This is a genomic window from Myxococcus sp. NMCA1 (genome assembly GCF_026810205.1).
GTDB lineage: Bacteria > Myxococcota > Myxococcia > Myxococcales > Myxococcaceae > Myxococcus > Myxococcus xanthus_A.
Map to the genome: position 1 here is coordinate 4,666,933 of NZ_CP113950.1, position 16,575 is coordinate 4,683,507.

At 70.3% G+C, this 16,575-nt stretch carries 1 protein-coding gene (only partly in view); it reads left to right on the plus strand.

The genetic code is table 11. The features are described from left to right. A protein-coding gene (locus tag OZ403_RS19615; protein WP_268784830.1) for a non-ribosomal peptide synthase/polyketide synthase crosses the window boundary here: on the plus strand, window positions 1–16,575 show its 5' portion. The gene runs 23,928 nt beyond the window's last position; only the first 16,575 of its 40,503 coding nucleotides appear in the window; it begins with the start codon at window positions 1–3; the stop codon falls past the right edge of the window.

A 16,575-nucleotide genomic window follows, 5' to 3' on the forward strand; every position in this document is an offset into this window, starting at 1 on the left:
ATGCATGAGACTCCGCGAACCCTCCTCGAAGTCCTGACCCAACGCGCCTTCAGCGAGACGGCGCACCGGAAACAGTACGCATTTCTCGGCGATTCAGACGGTGAGGAAGCCTCGCTGAGCGCGAGGGAACTTCACGCGCAGGCGGCGCGCATCGGCGCGCTGTTGCAGGCACAGGGTGCGCAGGGCCAGCGTGTGTTGCTGTTGTACCCGCCGGGGCTGGACTACGTCGCGGGCTTCTTCGGCTGCCTCTACGCGGGTGCGGTGGCGGTGCCCGCCTATCCGCCGGACCCGGTGCGGCTGGAGCGCACCCTGCCCCGCCTTCGCGCCATCATCCAGGACGCCGAGGCCACGGTGGTGCTCACGACGTCTGGCATCCTCTCGCTCGCGGACTTCGTCTTCGAACAGGCGCCGGACTTCCGGGCGCTGAAGTGGCTGGCGACGGATGAACTGCCCGTGGGCGGTGAGTCGTCGTGGATTGAGCCCCAGGTGAGCCCGGGCACGCTGGCGTTCCTCCAGTACACGTCCGGCTCCACGGGCACGCCCAAGGGCGTGATGCTCAGCCACGCCAACCTGATTCACAACCTGGGGCTGATTGCCGGCGCCTTCCAGACGGGGCCGCAAAGCTCGGCCGTCATCTGGCTGCCGCCGTACCACGACATGGGCCTCATCGGAGGCATCCTCCAGCCGCTGTTCGCGGGCTTCCCCGTGACGCTCATGTCGCCCATGTCCTTCCTCCAGCGGCCCATGCGCTGGCTGGAGGCCGTGTCCCGGTATGGTGGCACCATCAGCGGTGGACCCAACTTCGCGTTCGAGCTGTGCGCGCGGCGGGCCACGCCCGAGGACATCCAGGCGCTCGACCTGCGGGCCTGGGACGTGGCCTTCTGCGGCGCGGAGCCCATTCGCGCCGCCACGTTGGATCGCTTCGCGGAGGTGTTCGCGCCCAGCGGGTTCCGCCGCGAGGCCTTCTACCCCTGCTATGGCCTGGCCGAAGGCACGCTCATCGTCACGGGTGAGGAGAAAGGCCGCGTGCCGCGGGTGCACGTCCTGCAGGACGCCGCGTTGGGCCACGGGCAGGCGGTCCGCGTCGAGCCAGGCTCCGAGGGTTCGAGGACCCATATCGGTTGCGGCTCCACGCTGGCCGAGCAGCGGCTGCTGATCGTGGACCCGGAGTCGCGCGTGCCACGTGCGCCGGGCCAGGTGGGCGAAATCTGGGTCTCCGGTGGAAGCGTCGCGCAGGGCTACTGGCGCAAGCCCGATGACAGCGTGGACATCTTCCAGGCTGTCCCGGTGGGCGCGGAGGCCGGTCCGAAGTACCTGCGCACCGGCGACCTGGGGCTGCTGCTGGAGGACGGGCAGCTCATCGTCACCGGCCGGCGCAAGGACCTCATCATCCTGCGGGGCCGGAACCTGTATCCGCAGGACGTGGAGAGCATCGTAGAGCGGGCCCACCGCAAGGTGCGTCCGGGCTGCATCGCGGCGTTCGCCATCGAGACTCCGGAGGGCGAGGCCCTGGCGGTGGTCGCGGAGGTGTCGCGAGACCTGGCGGAGGGCTCGGACCCGGCCGCGCTGGGCGCCGTGGCGGACGCGCTGCGGAAGGCCATTGTCGCGGAGCTTCAGGTCCAGCCGCACACGCTGGCGCTGCTGCCGCCGGGCTCGGTGATGAAGACGTCGAGCGGGAAGATCCAGCGCTTCGCCTGCCGTGCCGCCCTGGTGTCCGGCGAGCTGCCCATCGTGTGGCGCAGCGGGACGGGTGTCATCTCGGGGCCCGCGTCCCTGCCCGCTCCCGCGCCGGCTCCGGCCATCCAGCCCGCGCTCTCCCAGGAGGCACTGGAGACGGCGCTGCGTGAGGAACTGGTGGCGGTGCTCGGCGCCGAGGCTGTTGGACAGGACGCCAGCACGCCGCTGACGTTGCTGGGCCTGGACTCGCTGGGGGCCGCAGACCTCCAGGGCCGCGTGGAGAAGCGGTTGGGGGTGCGCGTCTCCATCGCCGCGCTGTTGCAGGACCTGAGTCTCCGGTCGCTGGCGGAGTCCGTGTCCGCGGAGGGCACGGGGCGCCGGTTGCCACCGCTCCAGCGCCGTCCCGCCGGTGACGCGCCCACGCCCGCGTCCTTCACGCAGGAGCGGCTGTGGTACCTCCTCCAACTGGATCCATCCTGGACGTCGAACCAGATTCCGGTGGCGCTGACGCTGCGTGGGACGCTGGACGTGGCGGCGCTGGAACGGGCCCTGTCGGAGGTGCTGCGCCGGCACGAGGTACTGCGCACCCGCTTCGCGTCCCGCGATGGCGCGCTGCTTCAGCGCGTGCAGGCGCCGGGCCCCGTCTCCCTGCCGTGCCTGGACTTCACGGGTGTGAGCGGTGACGCGCGGCAGGCGACGCTCGAAGCCCAGGCAGTGCTCGATGCGCAAAGCCCCATGGACCTGGAGGCAGGCCCGCTGGTGCGGTGCTCCCTGCTGCGCTTCGGGCCGGAGGACCACGTCCTGCTGACCGTCCTGCACCACCTGGTGGTGGACGGCACGTCCGTCGCGCTGTTCATGCGCGAGCTGGCGGCCCTTTACGGCGCGTTCGTGGAGGGACGGCCGTCGCCGTTGGCGGAGCCGGAGTTCCAGTACGGAGACTTCGCCGCGTGGCAGCGCGCGTACTTCACGCCGGATGCGCTCACCACGGAGTTGACGTGGTGGAAGGAGACGCTGGCCGGCGCGCCCCAGTTGCTGGCCCTGCCCACCGACCGGTCCCGGCCGCAGCGGTTGTCCGTCCACGGGGCTCGTCGCCTGCGCCTGCTGCCCGCGTCCCTCATGGCCCGGCTGCATGCGCTGGGACGGCGCCAGGGCGCCACGCCGTTCATGAGCGTGATGTCCGCGCTGGCCACGGTGCTGCACCGCTGGAGCGGCCAGTCCGACTTCGTCGTGGGCACCGTCATCTCCGGCCGTGACGCGGCGGGCACTCGCGAGCTGATGGGCGACTGCACCAACTTCATCCCGCTGCGGGTCCGCCTGCCCGAAGCCGCGACGTCCGCGGACATGCTCTCCGAGGTGAAGTCGCGGATGCTGGGCGCGCTCGCGCATGGGTACGTGCCGTTCGAGCAGATTCTCGCGGCCGTGCAACAGCCCGGAGCGGAGCGCCGCGAGTTGTACAACGTGGGGTTCATCCTCGACGACTACGAGCTGCCTCGCGCGCTGTCCGTCCGGGGTGGACTGACGCTCGACGTGTCCCTGGTGGACAACCACACGGCAGAGCTGGACATGACCTTCGAGGCGACGCACCGTCCTGAAGGCCTGCTGATTGGCTGCAAGTACTCCGCGGACCTGTTCGATGCGGAGACGGCGGACCGGCTCCTGAGCCATCTGGAGCATGTGATTCGCGGAATGGTGGAGGCGCCGGATGCGGCACTGACCACCCTGCCGTTGATGAGCGATGCCGAGCGGCAGCACGCGCTCCACGGCTGGAATCCCCGCGTCGAAGCACCTCCGTCCGGCACGCTGACGGAGCTCATCGAAGCGCAAGTCGAGCGGACGCCGGACGCGGTGGCGGTGGCGTTCGAGTCGGAGCGGCTGACGTACCGGGAGCTGGACGCGAGGGCCAACCAGGTGGCGCACCACCTGAGGAGCCTGGGTGTAGCCCCGGAGTCGCTGGTGGGGGTGTGCCTGGAGCGCTCGGTGGACATGGTGGTGGCGCTGCTGGGCGTGCTGAAGGCAGGCGCGGCCTACGTGCCAGTGGACCCGGCGTACCCGAAGGAGCGTCTGGGGTGGATGCTGGAGGACACCGGGGCGTCGGTGCTGCTGACGCACGAGAAGTGGAAGTCGGTGCTTCCGCCCAGCGCCGCGCGCGTGGTGTGCCTGGACAGCGAAGCGGGCGAAGTGGAGCGGCAGCCGGTGACTCGGCCGTCGGTGCGAGTGGGCCCGGAGTCGCTGGCGTACGTCATCTTCACCTCTGGAAGCACGGGCCGTCCGAAGGGGGCGATGAATGCGCACGGGGGCGTCGTCAACCGGCTGAAGTGGATGCAGGAGGAGTACGGGCTTAACGGCACGGACGTGGTGCTGCAGAAGACGCCCTTCAGCTTCGACGTGTCGGTGTGGGAGTTCTTCTGGCCGCTGCTGGCGGGGGCGAAGCTGGTGGTGGCGCGGCCGGGAGGGCACCAGGAGCCGGCGTACCTGGTGAAGCTGATGAAGGCGGAGGGCGTGACGACGGTGCACTTCGTGCCGTCCATGCTGCGTGCCTTCGTGGAAGAGCCGGGGCTGGAGGGACTGGGAAGCCTGCGGCGTGTGGTGTGCAGCGGCGAGGCGTTGAGCGCGGAGTTGGTGAAGAAGGCGTACGCGCGGCTGCCCGCACCGGTGCGGGTACACAACCTCTACGGCCCGACAGAGGCAGCAGTAGACGTCACGTACTGGCCGTGCCCGCGTGGAGAGGACTTCCACCGCGTCCCCATTGGGCGGCCCGTGGCGAACACGGTGCTGTACGTGCTGGACACGCACGGGCAGCCGTCTCCTGTGGGCATTCCGGGCGAGTTGCACATTGGCGGCGTGCAGGTGGGGCGCGGCTACTGGCAGCGGCCCCAGCTGACGGCGGAGCGCTTCATTCCGGATGCCTTCAGCGGCATTCCGGGCGCGCGCCTGTACCGCACCGGAGACGTGGCGCGGTGGCTGCCCGACGGCACGCTGGAGTACCTGGGCCGGGCCGACTTCCAGGTGAAGCTGCGCGGCTTCCGCATCGAGCTGGGTGAAGTCGAGACCGCGCTTGCCGCGGACCCGGCCGTCCGCGACTCCGTGGTGCTGGCTCGTGAGGATTCGACGGGTGACCAGCGGCTGGTGGCCTACGTCGTCCTGGACGATGCGGCGGCGGCGCAGGAGGTCGACGCGTCCTCCCAGTGGCAGGCCATCTACGACGAGGCCTACGCACGCGAGACGCCGGAGAGCGAAGACCCGACCTTCAACATCGTCGGATGGGAAGACAGCTACACTGGAGATCCTCTTCCGCCCGCGCAGATGCGTGAGTGGGTGGACACCACCGTGGCGCAGATTCTCAGCTTCCAGCCCAAGCGGGTGCTGGAGCTGGGGTGCGGCACCGGCCTCCTCCTGTACCGGCTGGCGCCTCGCTGCGAGGCCTACTGGGGCGTCGATTTCGCCCGGCCCGCGCTGGACCGCATCGAGCGCCAGCGTGAGCGCATGGGCGGAGCCCTGGAGTCCGTCCATCTGCTGCACCGGAGCGTGGACGACTTCTCGGGTCTGGAGCCGGGCTCGTTCGACACGGTCGTCATCAACTCAGTCGTCCAGTACTTCTCCAGCCCTGAGTTCCTGCTCGACGTGCTCCGCGGGGCCGTGCGCGTCCTGAAGCCAGGGGGCCGGGTGTTCCTGGGCGACGTGCGGAGCCTGGAGCTGCTCGAGGCCTTCCGTGCCTCGGTGCGCCTGCACCGGACCGCGGGCCCCGTGGCCACGTCCCAGTTCGCCTACCGCGTCCAGCGCGACATCCTGGCGGAGAAGGAGCTGGTCCTCTCCCCTGCCTTCTTCACCGCCCTGCCAGATCGCATCCCGGGCATCCAGCGCGTGGAGGTGCTGCCGAAGCACGGGCGCTACGATAACGAGCTCAGCCGCTTCCGCTACGAGGTCATCTTCCACGTCGGCGACGCCGCCAAGACTCCCGCCCGGCGCTCGAAGCCGGACTGGGTGGACGGCGCCGGATTCACCCTGGACAGACTGCGCGAGCAACTGAGCGCAGGGCCCGGACTGCTGGCCGTGCGTGGGCTCCCCAACGCGCGAGTCCTGGAACCCACCCGGCTTGTTGAACTGCTGTCCGCCACGCCGCCGCCCACGGTGGCGGGCCTTCGCGAGGCCCTGCATGACTGGCCGGGTACCCGCGGCGTGGAGCCGGAGGACCTGTACGCCCTGGGCACGGAGCTCGGCTACGAGGTCCGGGTGAGCTGGGCCTCCGCGCACCGGAATGGTGCGCTGGACGTCGTGTTCGCGCGCCCCGGTGAAGTGGACACGCTCGACCTGTCCCCCGAGCCGAAGCAAGTCACCTCCTGGGATGGCCTTGCCAGCGATCCGCTGCGGGGGGCTCGGAGTGCGCATGCGGTGAGCCGTCTCCGCGACACGTTGGCGGACAAGCTGCCGCCGCACATGGTGCCCTCCGCCTTCGTGGTGCTGCCCGCCCTGCCCTTGTCTCCCAATGGCAAGGTCGACCGCAAGGCACTGCCCGCGCCGGAGGCCGAACGCCTGGGCGCCGCGGACGCCTTCATCGCGCCCCGGACGCCCACCGAGGAGAAGGTGGCGCGCATCTTCGGCGAGATTCTGGGCCAGTCCCGAGTCGGCGCGAACGATGACTTCTTCGCGCTGGGGGGACACTCCCTGCTGGCCACGCAGGTGGTCGTGCGCGTGCGCGCGCAGCTCAACACGGAGATCTCGCTGCGCACCCTGTTCGACGCGCCCACCGTGGCCCGTCTGGCGGAGCGCATTGAATCGCAAGCCCAACTGGCCGACGCATCGGGTGTCCCGGCACTGGTCCCGCTGGAGCGCGGTCCGTCCGCTGACGAAGGACTGGCTGCGTCCTTCGCCCAGCAACGGCTCTGGTTCCTGGAGCAGTTGCACCCCGGGCAGGCCGCCTACAACCTCCCCGCGGCCCTGCGGCTGACGGGACAGTTGGATGTGGAAGCCCTGCGCCGCACCTTCCTGGAAGTGGTCCGCCGTCATGAGGCGGTGCGCACCACCTTTGTCACGCGCGAGGGCCAGCCCGCCCAGCGCATCCACCCGGCGCCGGCTGAATGGCCGCTGCCAGAGGAGGACCTGCGCGGTCTGGAGCCCGAGGCCCGCGACGCGGCCGTGCAGGCTCGGATGGTCGAAGAGGCCCACCGCGCCTTCGACTTGGAGAAGGGTCCGCTGCTGCGCACCGTGCTGCTGCACACCGGCGCGGACGCGCATGTGCTGCTCTTGTGCATGCACCACATCGTCTCGGACGGCTGGTCCATTGGCGTGCTGGTGCGGGAAGTGGCGGCGCTCTACGAGGCGCTGTCGCAGGGGCGTGAGGCAGCGCTGCCCGCGTTGACGGTGCAGTACGCGGACTACGCCGCGTGGCAGCGGCGCGTACTGGAAGGCCCGGCGCTGGCGCCGCAACTGAACTGGTGGCGCTCACGCCTTGAAGGCGCTCCCACGCTGGAGTTGCCCTCCGACCATGCGCGTCCCGCGGTCCGTAGCGGCAAGGGCGCTTCGTACTTCTTCTCGCTGTCCTCGGAGCAAGTCGCGGGCCTGGAGCGCGTGGCCTCGGCCCACAACGCCACGTTGTACATGGTGCTGATGGCGGGCTGGCAGGCGCTGCTCGCTCGCTACTCCGGGCAGACGGACTTCTGCGTGGGCACGTCGGTGGCTCATCGCACGCGGCCCGAGCTCGAAGGGCTCATCGGCTTCTTCGTCAACACCCTGGCGCTGCGCGCGAACGTGGACGGCGATCCGCGTTTCGATGAGCTGGTGGCGCGAGTCCGAGAGGAGTCCCTGGCGGCCTTCGCGAACCAGGACGTTCCCTTCGACCGTCTGGTGGAGGTGCTGGGAGGCCAGCGCGACCTGTCGCGCACCCCGTTGTTCCAGGCCGCCTTCGTCCTCCAGAACGCACCCATGCAGCCCCCCACGCTGCCGGGCATGGTCGTCGAGGTGCTGCACACGGGCACGGACACGGCCCGGTTCGATGTGACCGCGTTGCTGGTGGAGCGCGGCGGACGGCTAGACGGCGAGCTCGAGTACAGCCTCGATCTGTTCACTCCGGAGACCGCGCGCCGCATGGTGGAGCATTTCCAGCGGCTGCTCCGCGGCGTCGTGGAGGACGCGGCGTGCCGCATCAGCGCGGTGCCGCTGTGGAGCGAGGCCGAACGCCACGAAGTGCTCGTGGACTGGAACGACACGGCGGCGCCCTACCCCGCCGACACCACCGTCCATCAGCGCTTCATGGAGCAGGCGCAGAGGACTCCGCAGGCCATCGCCGTCGAGCATGAGGGCCGCTTGCTCACGTATGAGGAGCTGGATGCGCGTTCCAACCAACTCGCGCATCACCTGCGCTCGCTGGGCCTGGGCACCGAATCGCGCGTAGGCGTCTTCCTGCACCGGGGCCTGGACTTGCTGGTGGGCCTGCTGGGCATCCTCAAGGCGGGCGGCGCCTACGTGCCGCTCGCGCCGGAGTACCCCGCGCAGCGGCTGGCCTTCATGGCCGAGGACTCGGGAGTGGCCGCCATCCTCACCGAGTCCGCGTTGGAGGACGAGCTGCCCGCCGGTTCGCAGCTCATCGTGGTTCTGGATGACGAGTGGGCGCGGATTGAGCGCCAGCCGTCGACGCCCGTGACGGGTGGGCTCGTGGGGCCGGAGCAGCTCGCGTACATCACCTACACCTCTGGCTCCACGGGGACGCCCAAGGGCGTGGCCATTCCGCACCGGGGCGTGGTGCGCCTGCTCATCGGCTCTCGCTTCGTGGACCTGGGGCCGTCGGAGGTGGTGCTGCAGTTGGCGCCCCTGGCCTTTGACGCGTCCACCCTGGAAATCTGGGGCGCGCTGCTGCACGGAGCGCGCCTGGTGCTCTACCCGCAGCGGACGCCGGACCTGGCAGAGCTGGGCCAGGCGCTGGTGCGGCACCAGGTGTCGGTGCTCTGGCTGACGGCGGCGCTCTTCGAGCAGATGCAGCAGCACCAGCCGGAGGCACTGGGCCAGGTGCGTCAGCTGCTCGCTGGTGGTGACGTGCTCCCGGCGCCTCGCGTCCGGGAGCGGCTGGCGCAGGGCGTGGGACTGGTGAACGGCTACGGCCCCACGGAGGGCACCACCTTCACCGCGTGCCACCGGATGGCGCCGGGCGACGTCGTGGGTGACTCCGTCTCCATTGGACGGCCCATCGCGAATACCCAGGTGTACGTGTTGGACTCGGCGATGCGGGCGGTGCCCGTGGGAGTCCCGGGTGAGGTGTTCATCGGTGGCGACGGCCTGGCCCGGGGTTACCTGGGGCAGCCGGCCCTGACGGCCGAGCGCTTCGTGCCCAATCCCTTCGGGCCTCTGGGGGCTCGGTTGTACCGCTCGGGAGACCGTGCGCGTTGGCAGGCGGACGGCACGCTCCAGTTCCTGGGCCGTGTGGACTTCCAGGTGAAGCTGCGGGGCTTCCGCATCGAGCTGGGTGAAGTCGAGGCCGCGCTGCGCAACCACTCCGCGGTGGAGACGGCGATTGCAGTGGTGCGCGAGGACATCCCGGGGGACCGGCGGCTGGTGGCCTACGTGACACCGGAGGACGTGGACACCTCGGCCTTCCGGGAGCATCTGCGCCAGCGGCTCCCCGAGTACATGGTGCCCAACGCCGTGGTGGCGCTGGGCACCCTGCCCCTGTCGCCGAACGGCAAGGTGGACCGCAAGGCCCTCCCGGCTCCAGACCTCGTCGGTCTGGGGGCTGCTGACTTCGTAGCGCCCCGAACGGAGCTGGAGCAGCAACTTGCGCTCCTGTTCAGCGAGGTGCTCGGCCTGGAACGCGCGGGCCTGAACGACGACTTCTTCGAACTGGGAGGCCACTCGCTGCTGGCCACCCAGGTCGTGACCCGGCTGCGCGCGCAGCTTGGCGTGGACCTGCCGCTCCGCACGTTCTTCGAGGCCCCCACCGTGGCGCGTCTCGCCGCGCGCCTGGAGTCGGCGCCGCGAACCAGCACCTTGCTTCCCTTGGAGTCCCTGCCCCGGCCAGCCCAGGGCGAGGCGACCTTCGACGTCTCGTTCGCGCAGCAGCGGCTCTGGTTCCTGGATCAACTGCAGCCCGGACAGTTCACCTACAACGTGCCCGCGGCATTGGAGCTGAAGGGGCGGTTGGACGAGGAGGCGCTGCGGCGCACCTTCCTGGAAGTGGTTCGCCGCCACGAAGCGGTGCGCACCACCTTCGTGACACGCGAAGGCCAGCCGGCCCAGCGTATCCACCCGGCGCCCACCGAGTGGCCACTGCCCGTGGAGGACCTGAGCGGGCTGGCGCCGGAGGCGCGTGACGCGACCGCGCAGGCCCGGATGGTCGAAGAGGCCCACCGCGCCTTCGACTTGGAGAAGGGTCCGCTGCTGCGCACGGTGCTGCTGCGTACCGGGCCGGACGTGCATGTGCTGCTGCTGTGCATGCACCACATCATCTCGGACGGCTGGTCCATGGGGGTGCTGGTGCGGGAAGTGGCGGCGCTCTATGAGGCGCTGTCGCAGGGGCGCGAGGCAGCGCTGCCCGTGTTGACGGTGCAGTACGCGGACTACGCCGCGTGGCAGCGGCGCGTGCTGGAAGGCCCGGCGCTGGCGCCGCAGTTGAGCTGGTGGCGCTCGCGACTCGAAGGCGCTCCCACGTTGGAGTTGCCCACCGACCATCCGCGGCCGGCGGTGCGCACGCTGCGCGGCGCCACCCAGACGTTCACGCTGCCGCCTTCCCTGGTAGCTGGGCTGGAGCGCGTGGCCTCGGCCCACAACGCCACGTTGTACATGGTGCTGATGGCGGGCTGGCAGGCGCTGCTCGCTCGCTACTCCGGGCAGACGGACTTCTGCGTGGGCACGCCGGTGGCCCATCGCACTCGGCCCGAGCTCGAAGGGCTCATCGGCTTCTTCGTCAACACCCTGGCGCTGCGCGCGAACGTGGACGGCGATCCGCGTTTCGATGAGCTGGTGGCGCGAGTTCGAGAGGAGTCCCTGGCGGCCTTCGCGAACCAGGACGTTCCCTTCGACCGTCTGGTGGAGGTGCTGGGAGGCCAGCGAGACCTGTCGCGCACCCCGCTGTTCCAGGCCGCCTTCGTCCTCCAGAACGCCCCCATGCAGCCCCCCACGCTGCCGGGCATGGTCGTCGAGGTGCTGCGCACGGGCACGGACACGGCCCGGTTCGATGTGACCGCGTTGCTGGTGGAGCGCGGCGGGCGGCTAGACGGCGAGCTCGAGTACAGCCTCGACCTGTTCACCCCTGAGACCGCGCGCCGCATGGTGGAGCACTTCCAGCGGCTGCTCGAGGGTGTCGTGGAGGACGCGGCGCGCCGCATCAGCACGGTGCCGCTGTGGAGCGAGGCCGAACGCCACGAAGTGCTCGTGGACTGGAACGACACGGCCGCGCCCTACCCCGCCGACACCACTGTCCATCAGCGCTTCATGGAGCAGGCCCGGCGGACGCCGGAGCGTGTCGCGGTGACCTTCGAGGGCCGCTCGCTCAGCTACGCGGAGCTGGACGCTCGTTCCAACCAATTGGCCCGGCACCTCGTGTCCCTGGAACTGGAGCCGGAGGCCCGCATTGGCGTGTGCGCGTCGCGCGGGTTGGAGCTGGTCATCGGGGTGCTGGGTGCACTCAAGGCCGGTGGCTGCTACGTGCCCTTGGACCCGTCCTGGCCCGTCAAGCGCCTGGAGCACGCGTCCTCGTTGGCGCGCCTGTCGGCGGTACTGACGTGGCAGTCGCTGTTGCCGTCCCTCAAGGAAGGCCCGTGGCACGTCGTGGCGCTGGACGCGGATGCGGCGGATATCGCCCGCCAGTCCCCGGAGGCCGTGCAGGTTCCCGCGTTCCCGGAGGGGCTGGCGTTCGCCACCTTCACCTCGGGGTCCACGGGAACGCCCAAGGGCGTGGCCCTGCCGCATCGGGGCTTGCTGCGGCTGAGCGAGGGCTCCCGCTTCCTGACCCAGGCGCCCGAGGAAGTCACCCTTCAGCTCTCGCCTCTGGCCTTCGACGTCTCCAGCGTCGAGCTGTGGGGCACGCTGCTGCACGGCGGCAAGCTCGTCGTGTACCCGCCCGGGACGCCCGAGCCGGACGCGGTGGCCGGGCTCATCGTCGAGCACAAGGTGTCGTGGCTCATCCTGGCGACGTCGCTCTTCGAGCTGATGCAGCAGCACCAGCCCGAGGTCCTGGCGCGAGTGCCCAACCTGCTGACGGGCGGCGAAGCGATGCCAGCCCCCCGGGCGCGGGAGCGGCTGGCGCGGGGTGGTGCCCTGACCAACGCCTACGGGCCAACCGAATGCAGCACCATGGCCACCCGGCTCACAATGTCGCCTGGGGACTCCGTGGGCCGCTCCGTCCCCATTGGCCGGCCCATCGACAACACCGAGGTCTATGTCCTCGACCCGGCGCTGCGTCCCGTGCCAGTGGGCGTTCCGGGTGAGCTGTGCCTGGGAGGACCGGGCCTCGCGCGCGGCTACCTGAACCGCCCGGACCTCACGGCCGAGCGCTTCGTGCCTCACCCTTTCAGCGCCGCCCCCGGAGCCCGGCTCTACCGCACGGGTGACCGCGTCCGCTGGAGTCCGGACGGCTTGCTGGCGTTCCTGGGCCGGTTGGATCACCAGGTGAAGGTGCGGGGCTTCCGCATCGAGCTGGGTGAAATCGAAGCCGTGCTGCGCGCCCATCCCTCCGTCGTCGAGGCCACGGCCGTCGTGCGCGAGGACGCCTCCGGGAGCAATCGCGTGGTGGCGTATGTCGTTCCCCCGCAGGCGGATGTGGCTCCGCTGCGCGAACACCTGCACCAGCATCTGCCGGACTACATGGTCCCGTCCGCGTTCGTCGGACTGGACGCCTTCCCGTTGACGCCGAATGGCAAGGTGGACCGCAAGGCACTGCCGGCTCCGGACCTCGGTCTGGGAGCGGCGGACTACGTGGAGCCTCGAACGGAGCTGGAGCAGCAACTGGCGGCCCTGTTCCGCGACGCGCTCGGTCTGGAACGCGTGGGCCTGAACGACGACTTCTTCCTCATGGGCGGCCACTCGCTGCTGGCCACCCAGGTCGTGACCCGGCTGCGCGCGCAGCTCGGCGTGGACCTGCCGCTCCGCACGTTCTTCGAGGCCCCCACCGTGGCGCGTCTCGCCGCGCGCCTGGAGTCGGCGCCGCGGACCAGCACCTTGCTTGCCTTGGAGTCCCTGCCCCGGCCGGCCCAGGGCGAGGCGACCTTCGACGTCTCGTTCGCGCAGCGCCGCCTGTGGTTCATGGAGCAACTGCATCCCGGACAGGCCACCTACAACATGCCCGCGGCCTTGCGGCTGACGGGACGGTTGGACGAGGAGGCCCTGCGGCGCACCTTCCTGGAAGTGGTCCGCCGTCACGAAGCGGTGCGCACCACCTTCGTGACGCGCGAAGGCCAACCGGCCCAGCGCATCCACCCGGCGCCCGCCGAATGGCCGCTGCCAGAGGAGGACTTGAGCGGCTTGGAGCCCGACGCCCGTGACGCGGCCGTGCAGGTCCGCATGGCCGAAGTGGCCCACCATGTCTTCGATTTGGAGAAGGGACCGCTGCTGCGCACGGTGCTGCTGCGCACCGGGCCGGACGTGCATGTGCTGCTGCTGTGCATGCACCACATCATCTCGGACGGCTGGTCCATGGGCGTGCTGGTGCGGGAAGTGGCCGTGCTGTACGAGGCGCTGTCTCAGGGCCGAGAGTCCCCGCTGCCCGCGCTGACGGTGCAGTACGCGGACTACGCCGTGTGGCAGCGGCGCGTACTGGAGGGCCCGGTGCTGGCGCCGCAGCTGGACTGGTGGCGCTCGAGGCTCGAAGGCGTTCCCACGTTGGAGCTGCCCACCGACCATGCGCGTCCCGCGGTCAGTAGCGCCAAGGGCACTTCGTACTTCTTCTCGCTGTCCTCGGAGCAGGTCGCGGGCCTGGAACGCGTGGCCTCGGCTCACAACGCCACGTTGTACATGGTGCTGATGGCGGGCTGGCAGGCGCTGCTCGCTCGCTACTCCGGGCAGACGGACTTCTGCGTGGGCACGTCGGTGGCTCATCGCACGCGGCCCGAGCTCGACGGGCTCATCGGCTTCTTCGTCAACACCCTGGCGCTGCGCTGCCGGTTGGACGGCAATCCGACCTTCGCCGAGCTCGTGGCCCGTGTCCGCGACGAGGCCCTGGGCGCCTTCGCCCATCAGGACGTGCCGTTCGAGCAGCTCGTGGATGCCGTGGGCGGTGAGCGCGACCTGTCCCGGACGCCGCTGTTCCAGACGCTCTTCGTGCTTCTGAACTCGGACCTGATCCAAGCGTCGTCGCTTCCGGGGCTCCACGTCGACGTGTTGCCGAACGCGACGGACACGGCCCGGTATGACTTGACGCTCGCGATGAGGGCACGCGGCGGCGAGTTGGAAGGCCAGCTGGAATACAGCCTGGACCTCTTCACCGCGGACACCGCCAGGCGAATGGTGGAGCACCTGCGGGTGCTTCTGTCGGCGGTGGCGGATGGGGCCGGTTCGCAGCGGCTCAGTGCGCTGCCCATGATGGAGGCCCAGGAGCGCCAGCAGGTTCTCTCGACCTGGAATGCCACCCAGGCCGCCTATCCGATGGACGCGACCGTGCCTTCGCTCTTCGCGGAGCAGGCGCAGAGGACTCCGCAGGCCATCGCCGTCGAGCATGAGGGCCGCTCGCTCACGTATGCGGAGCTGGATGCGCGTTCCAACCAACTCGCGCACCACCTGCGCTCGTTGGGCCTGGGCGCCGAATCGCGCGTGGGCGTCTTCCTGCACCGGGGCCTGGACTTGTTGGTGAGCTTGCTGGGCATCCTCAAGGCGGGCGGCGCCTACGTGCCGCTCGCGCCGGAGTACCCCGCGCAGCGGCTGGCCTTCATGGCCGAGGACTCGGGTGTGGCCGCCATCCTCACCGAGTCCGCGCTGGAGGACGAGCTGCCGGCCGGTTCGCAGCTCATCGTGGTTCTGGATGACGAGTGGGCGCGGATTGAGCGCCAGCCGTCGACGCCCGTGACGGGTGGGCTCGTGGGGCCGGAGCAGCTCGCGTACATCACCTACACCTCTGGCTCCACGGGGATGCCCAAGGGCGTGGCCATCCCGCACCGGGGCGTGGTGCGCCTGCTCATCGGCTCTCGCTTCGTGGACCTGGGGCCGTCGGAGGTGGTGCTGCAACTGGCGCCCCTGGCCTTCGACGCATCCACCCTGGAAATCTGGGGCGCGCTGCTGCACGGGGCGCGACTGGTGCTCTACCCGCAGCGGACGCCGGACCTGGCAGAGCTGGGCCAGGCGCTGGTGCGGCACCATGTGTCGGTGCTCTGGCTGACGGCGGCGCTCTTCGAGCAGATGCAGCAGCACCAGCCGGAGGCCCTGGGCCAGGTACGTCAGCTGCTTGCTGGCGGCGACGTGCTCCCGGCGCCTCGTGTCCGGGAGCGGCTGGCGCAGGGCGAGGGGTTGGTGAACGGCTACGGCCCCACGGAGGGCACCACCTTCACCGCGTGCCACCGGATGGCGCCGGGCGACGTCGTGGGTGACTCCGTCTCCATTGGACGGCCCATCGCGAATACCCAGGTGTACGTGTTGGACTCGGCGATGCGGGCGGTGCCCGTGGGCGTCCCGGGTGAGGTGTTCATCGGTGGCGACGGCCTGGCCCGGGGTTACCTGGGGCAGCCGGCCCTGACGGCCGAGCGCTTCGTGCCCAATCCCTTCGGGCCTCTGGGGGCTCGGTTGTACCGCTCGGGAGACCGTGCGCGTTGGCAGGCGGACGGCACGCTCCAGTTCCTGGGCCGAGTGGACTTCCAGGTGAAGCTGCGGGGCTTCCGCATCGAGCTGGGTGAAGTCGAGGCCGCGCTGCGCAACCACTCCTCGGTGGAGACGGCGATTGCCGTGGTGCGCGAGGACATCCCGGGGGACCGGCGGCTGGTGGCCTATGTGACGCCGGAGGACGTGGACACCGCGTCCGTCCGGGAGCATCTGCGCCAGCGGCTCCCCGAGTACATGGTGCCCAACGCCGTGGTGGCGCTGAGCACCCTGCCCCTGTCTCCGAACGGCAAGGTGGATCGCAAGGCCCTGCCGGCTCTGGACTTGTCGCCCGCCGAAGACACCCTGGCGGGGGACCTGCCCCTGCTCCAGCAGCAGTTGGCGGCGCTGTTCCGGGAGGTGCTGCACGTCGAGCGCGTGCGGCCTCACGACGACTTCTTCGAACTGGGCGGCCATTCGCTCCTGGCCACGCAGTTGGTGACGCGCATCCGCGCGGCGCTCGGCGTGGAGGTCCCGCTGAGGACGCTGTTCGAGGCGCCTACGCTCGCGGGCCTGTCGCAGCGCATCGAGGCGCTGATGATGCAAGCGTCCCGCGCGGCGATGCCTCCGTTGCTGCCCGTGCCCCGGGATACGGCGCTGCCCTTGTCCTTCTCGCAGCAGCGCTTGTGGTTCCTGGCGCAGCTCCAGAAGGGACATACCGTCTACAACGTGCCCTTCGCCCTGAAGCTTTCCGGGTCGTTGGACGTGGACGTGCTGAGGCGCACCTTCGCCGAAGTCGTGGCCCGGCACGAGGTGTTGCGTACCTCCTTCTCCGCGACGGAGGGACTGCCCACGCAGCACGTACAGTCAGCGCCAGAGGTCTGGGACCTTCCGGTGGAGGATTTGTCCGCGCTGAAGGGGCCGGCTCGCGACGCGCGCGTGCGGGAACGGATGACGGAGGAAGCCCGCTTCCCGTTCAACCTGTCCGTGGCGCCCCTGCTCCGCACCGTGCTGCTCCGTCTGGACGCGGACGAACACGTGCTGTTGCTGTGCTTGCACCACATCGCCTCGGACGGCTGGTCCATGGGCGTGCTCGTGCGTGAGGTCGCCGCGCTCTACGCCGCGATCAGTGAGAACCAGCCGTCTCCCCTGCCGCCCCTGCCTGTGCAGTACGCGGACTTCGCCGCGTGGCAG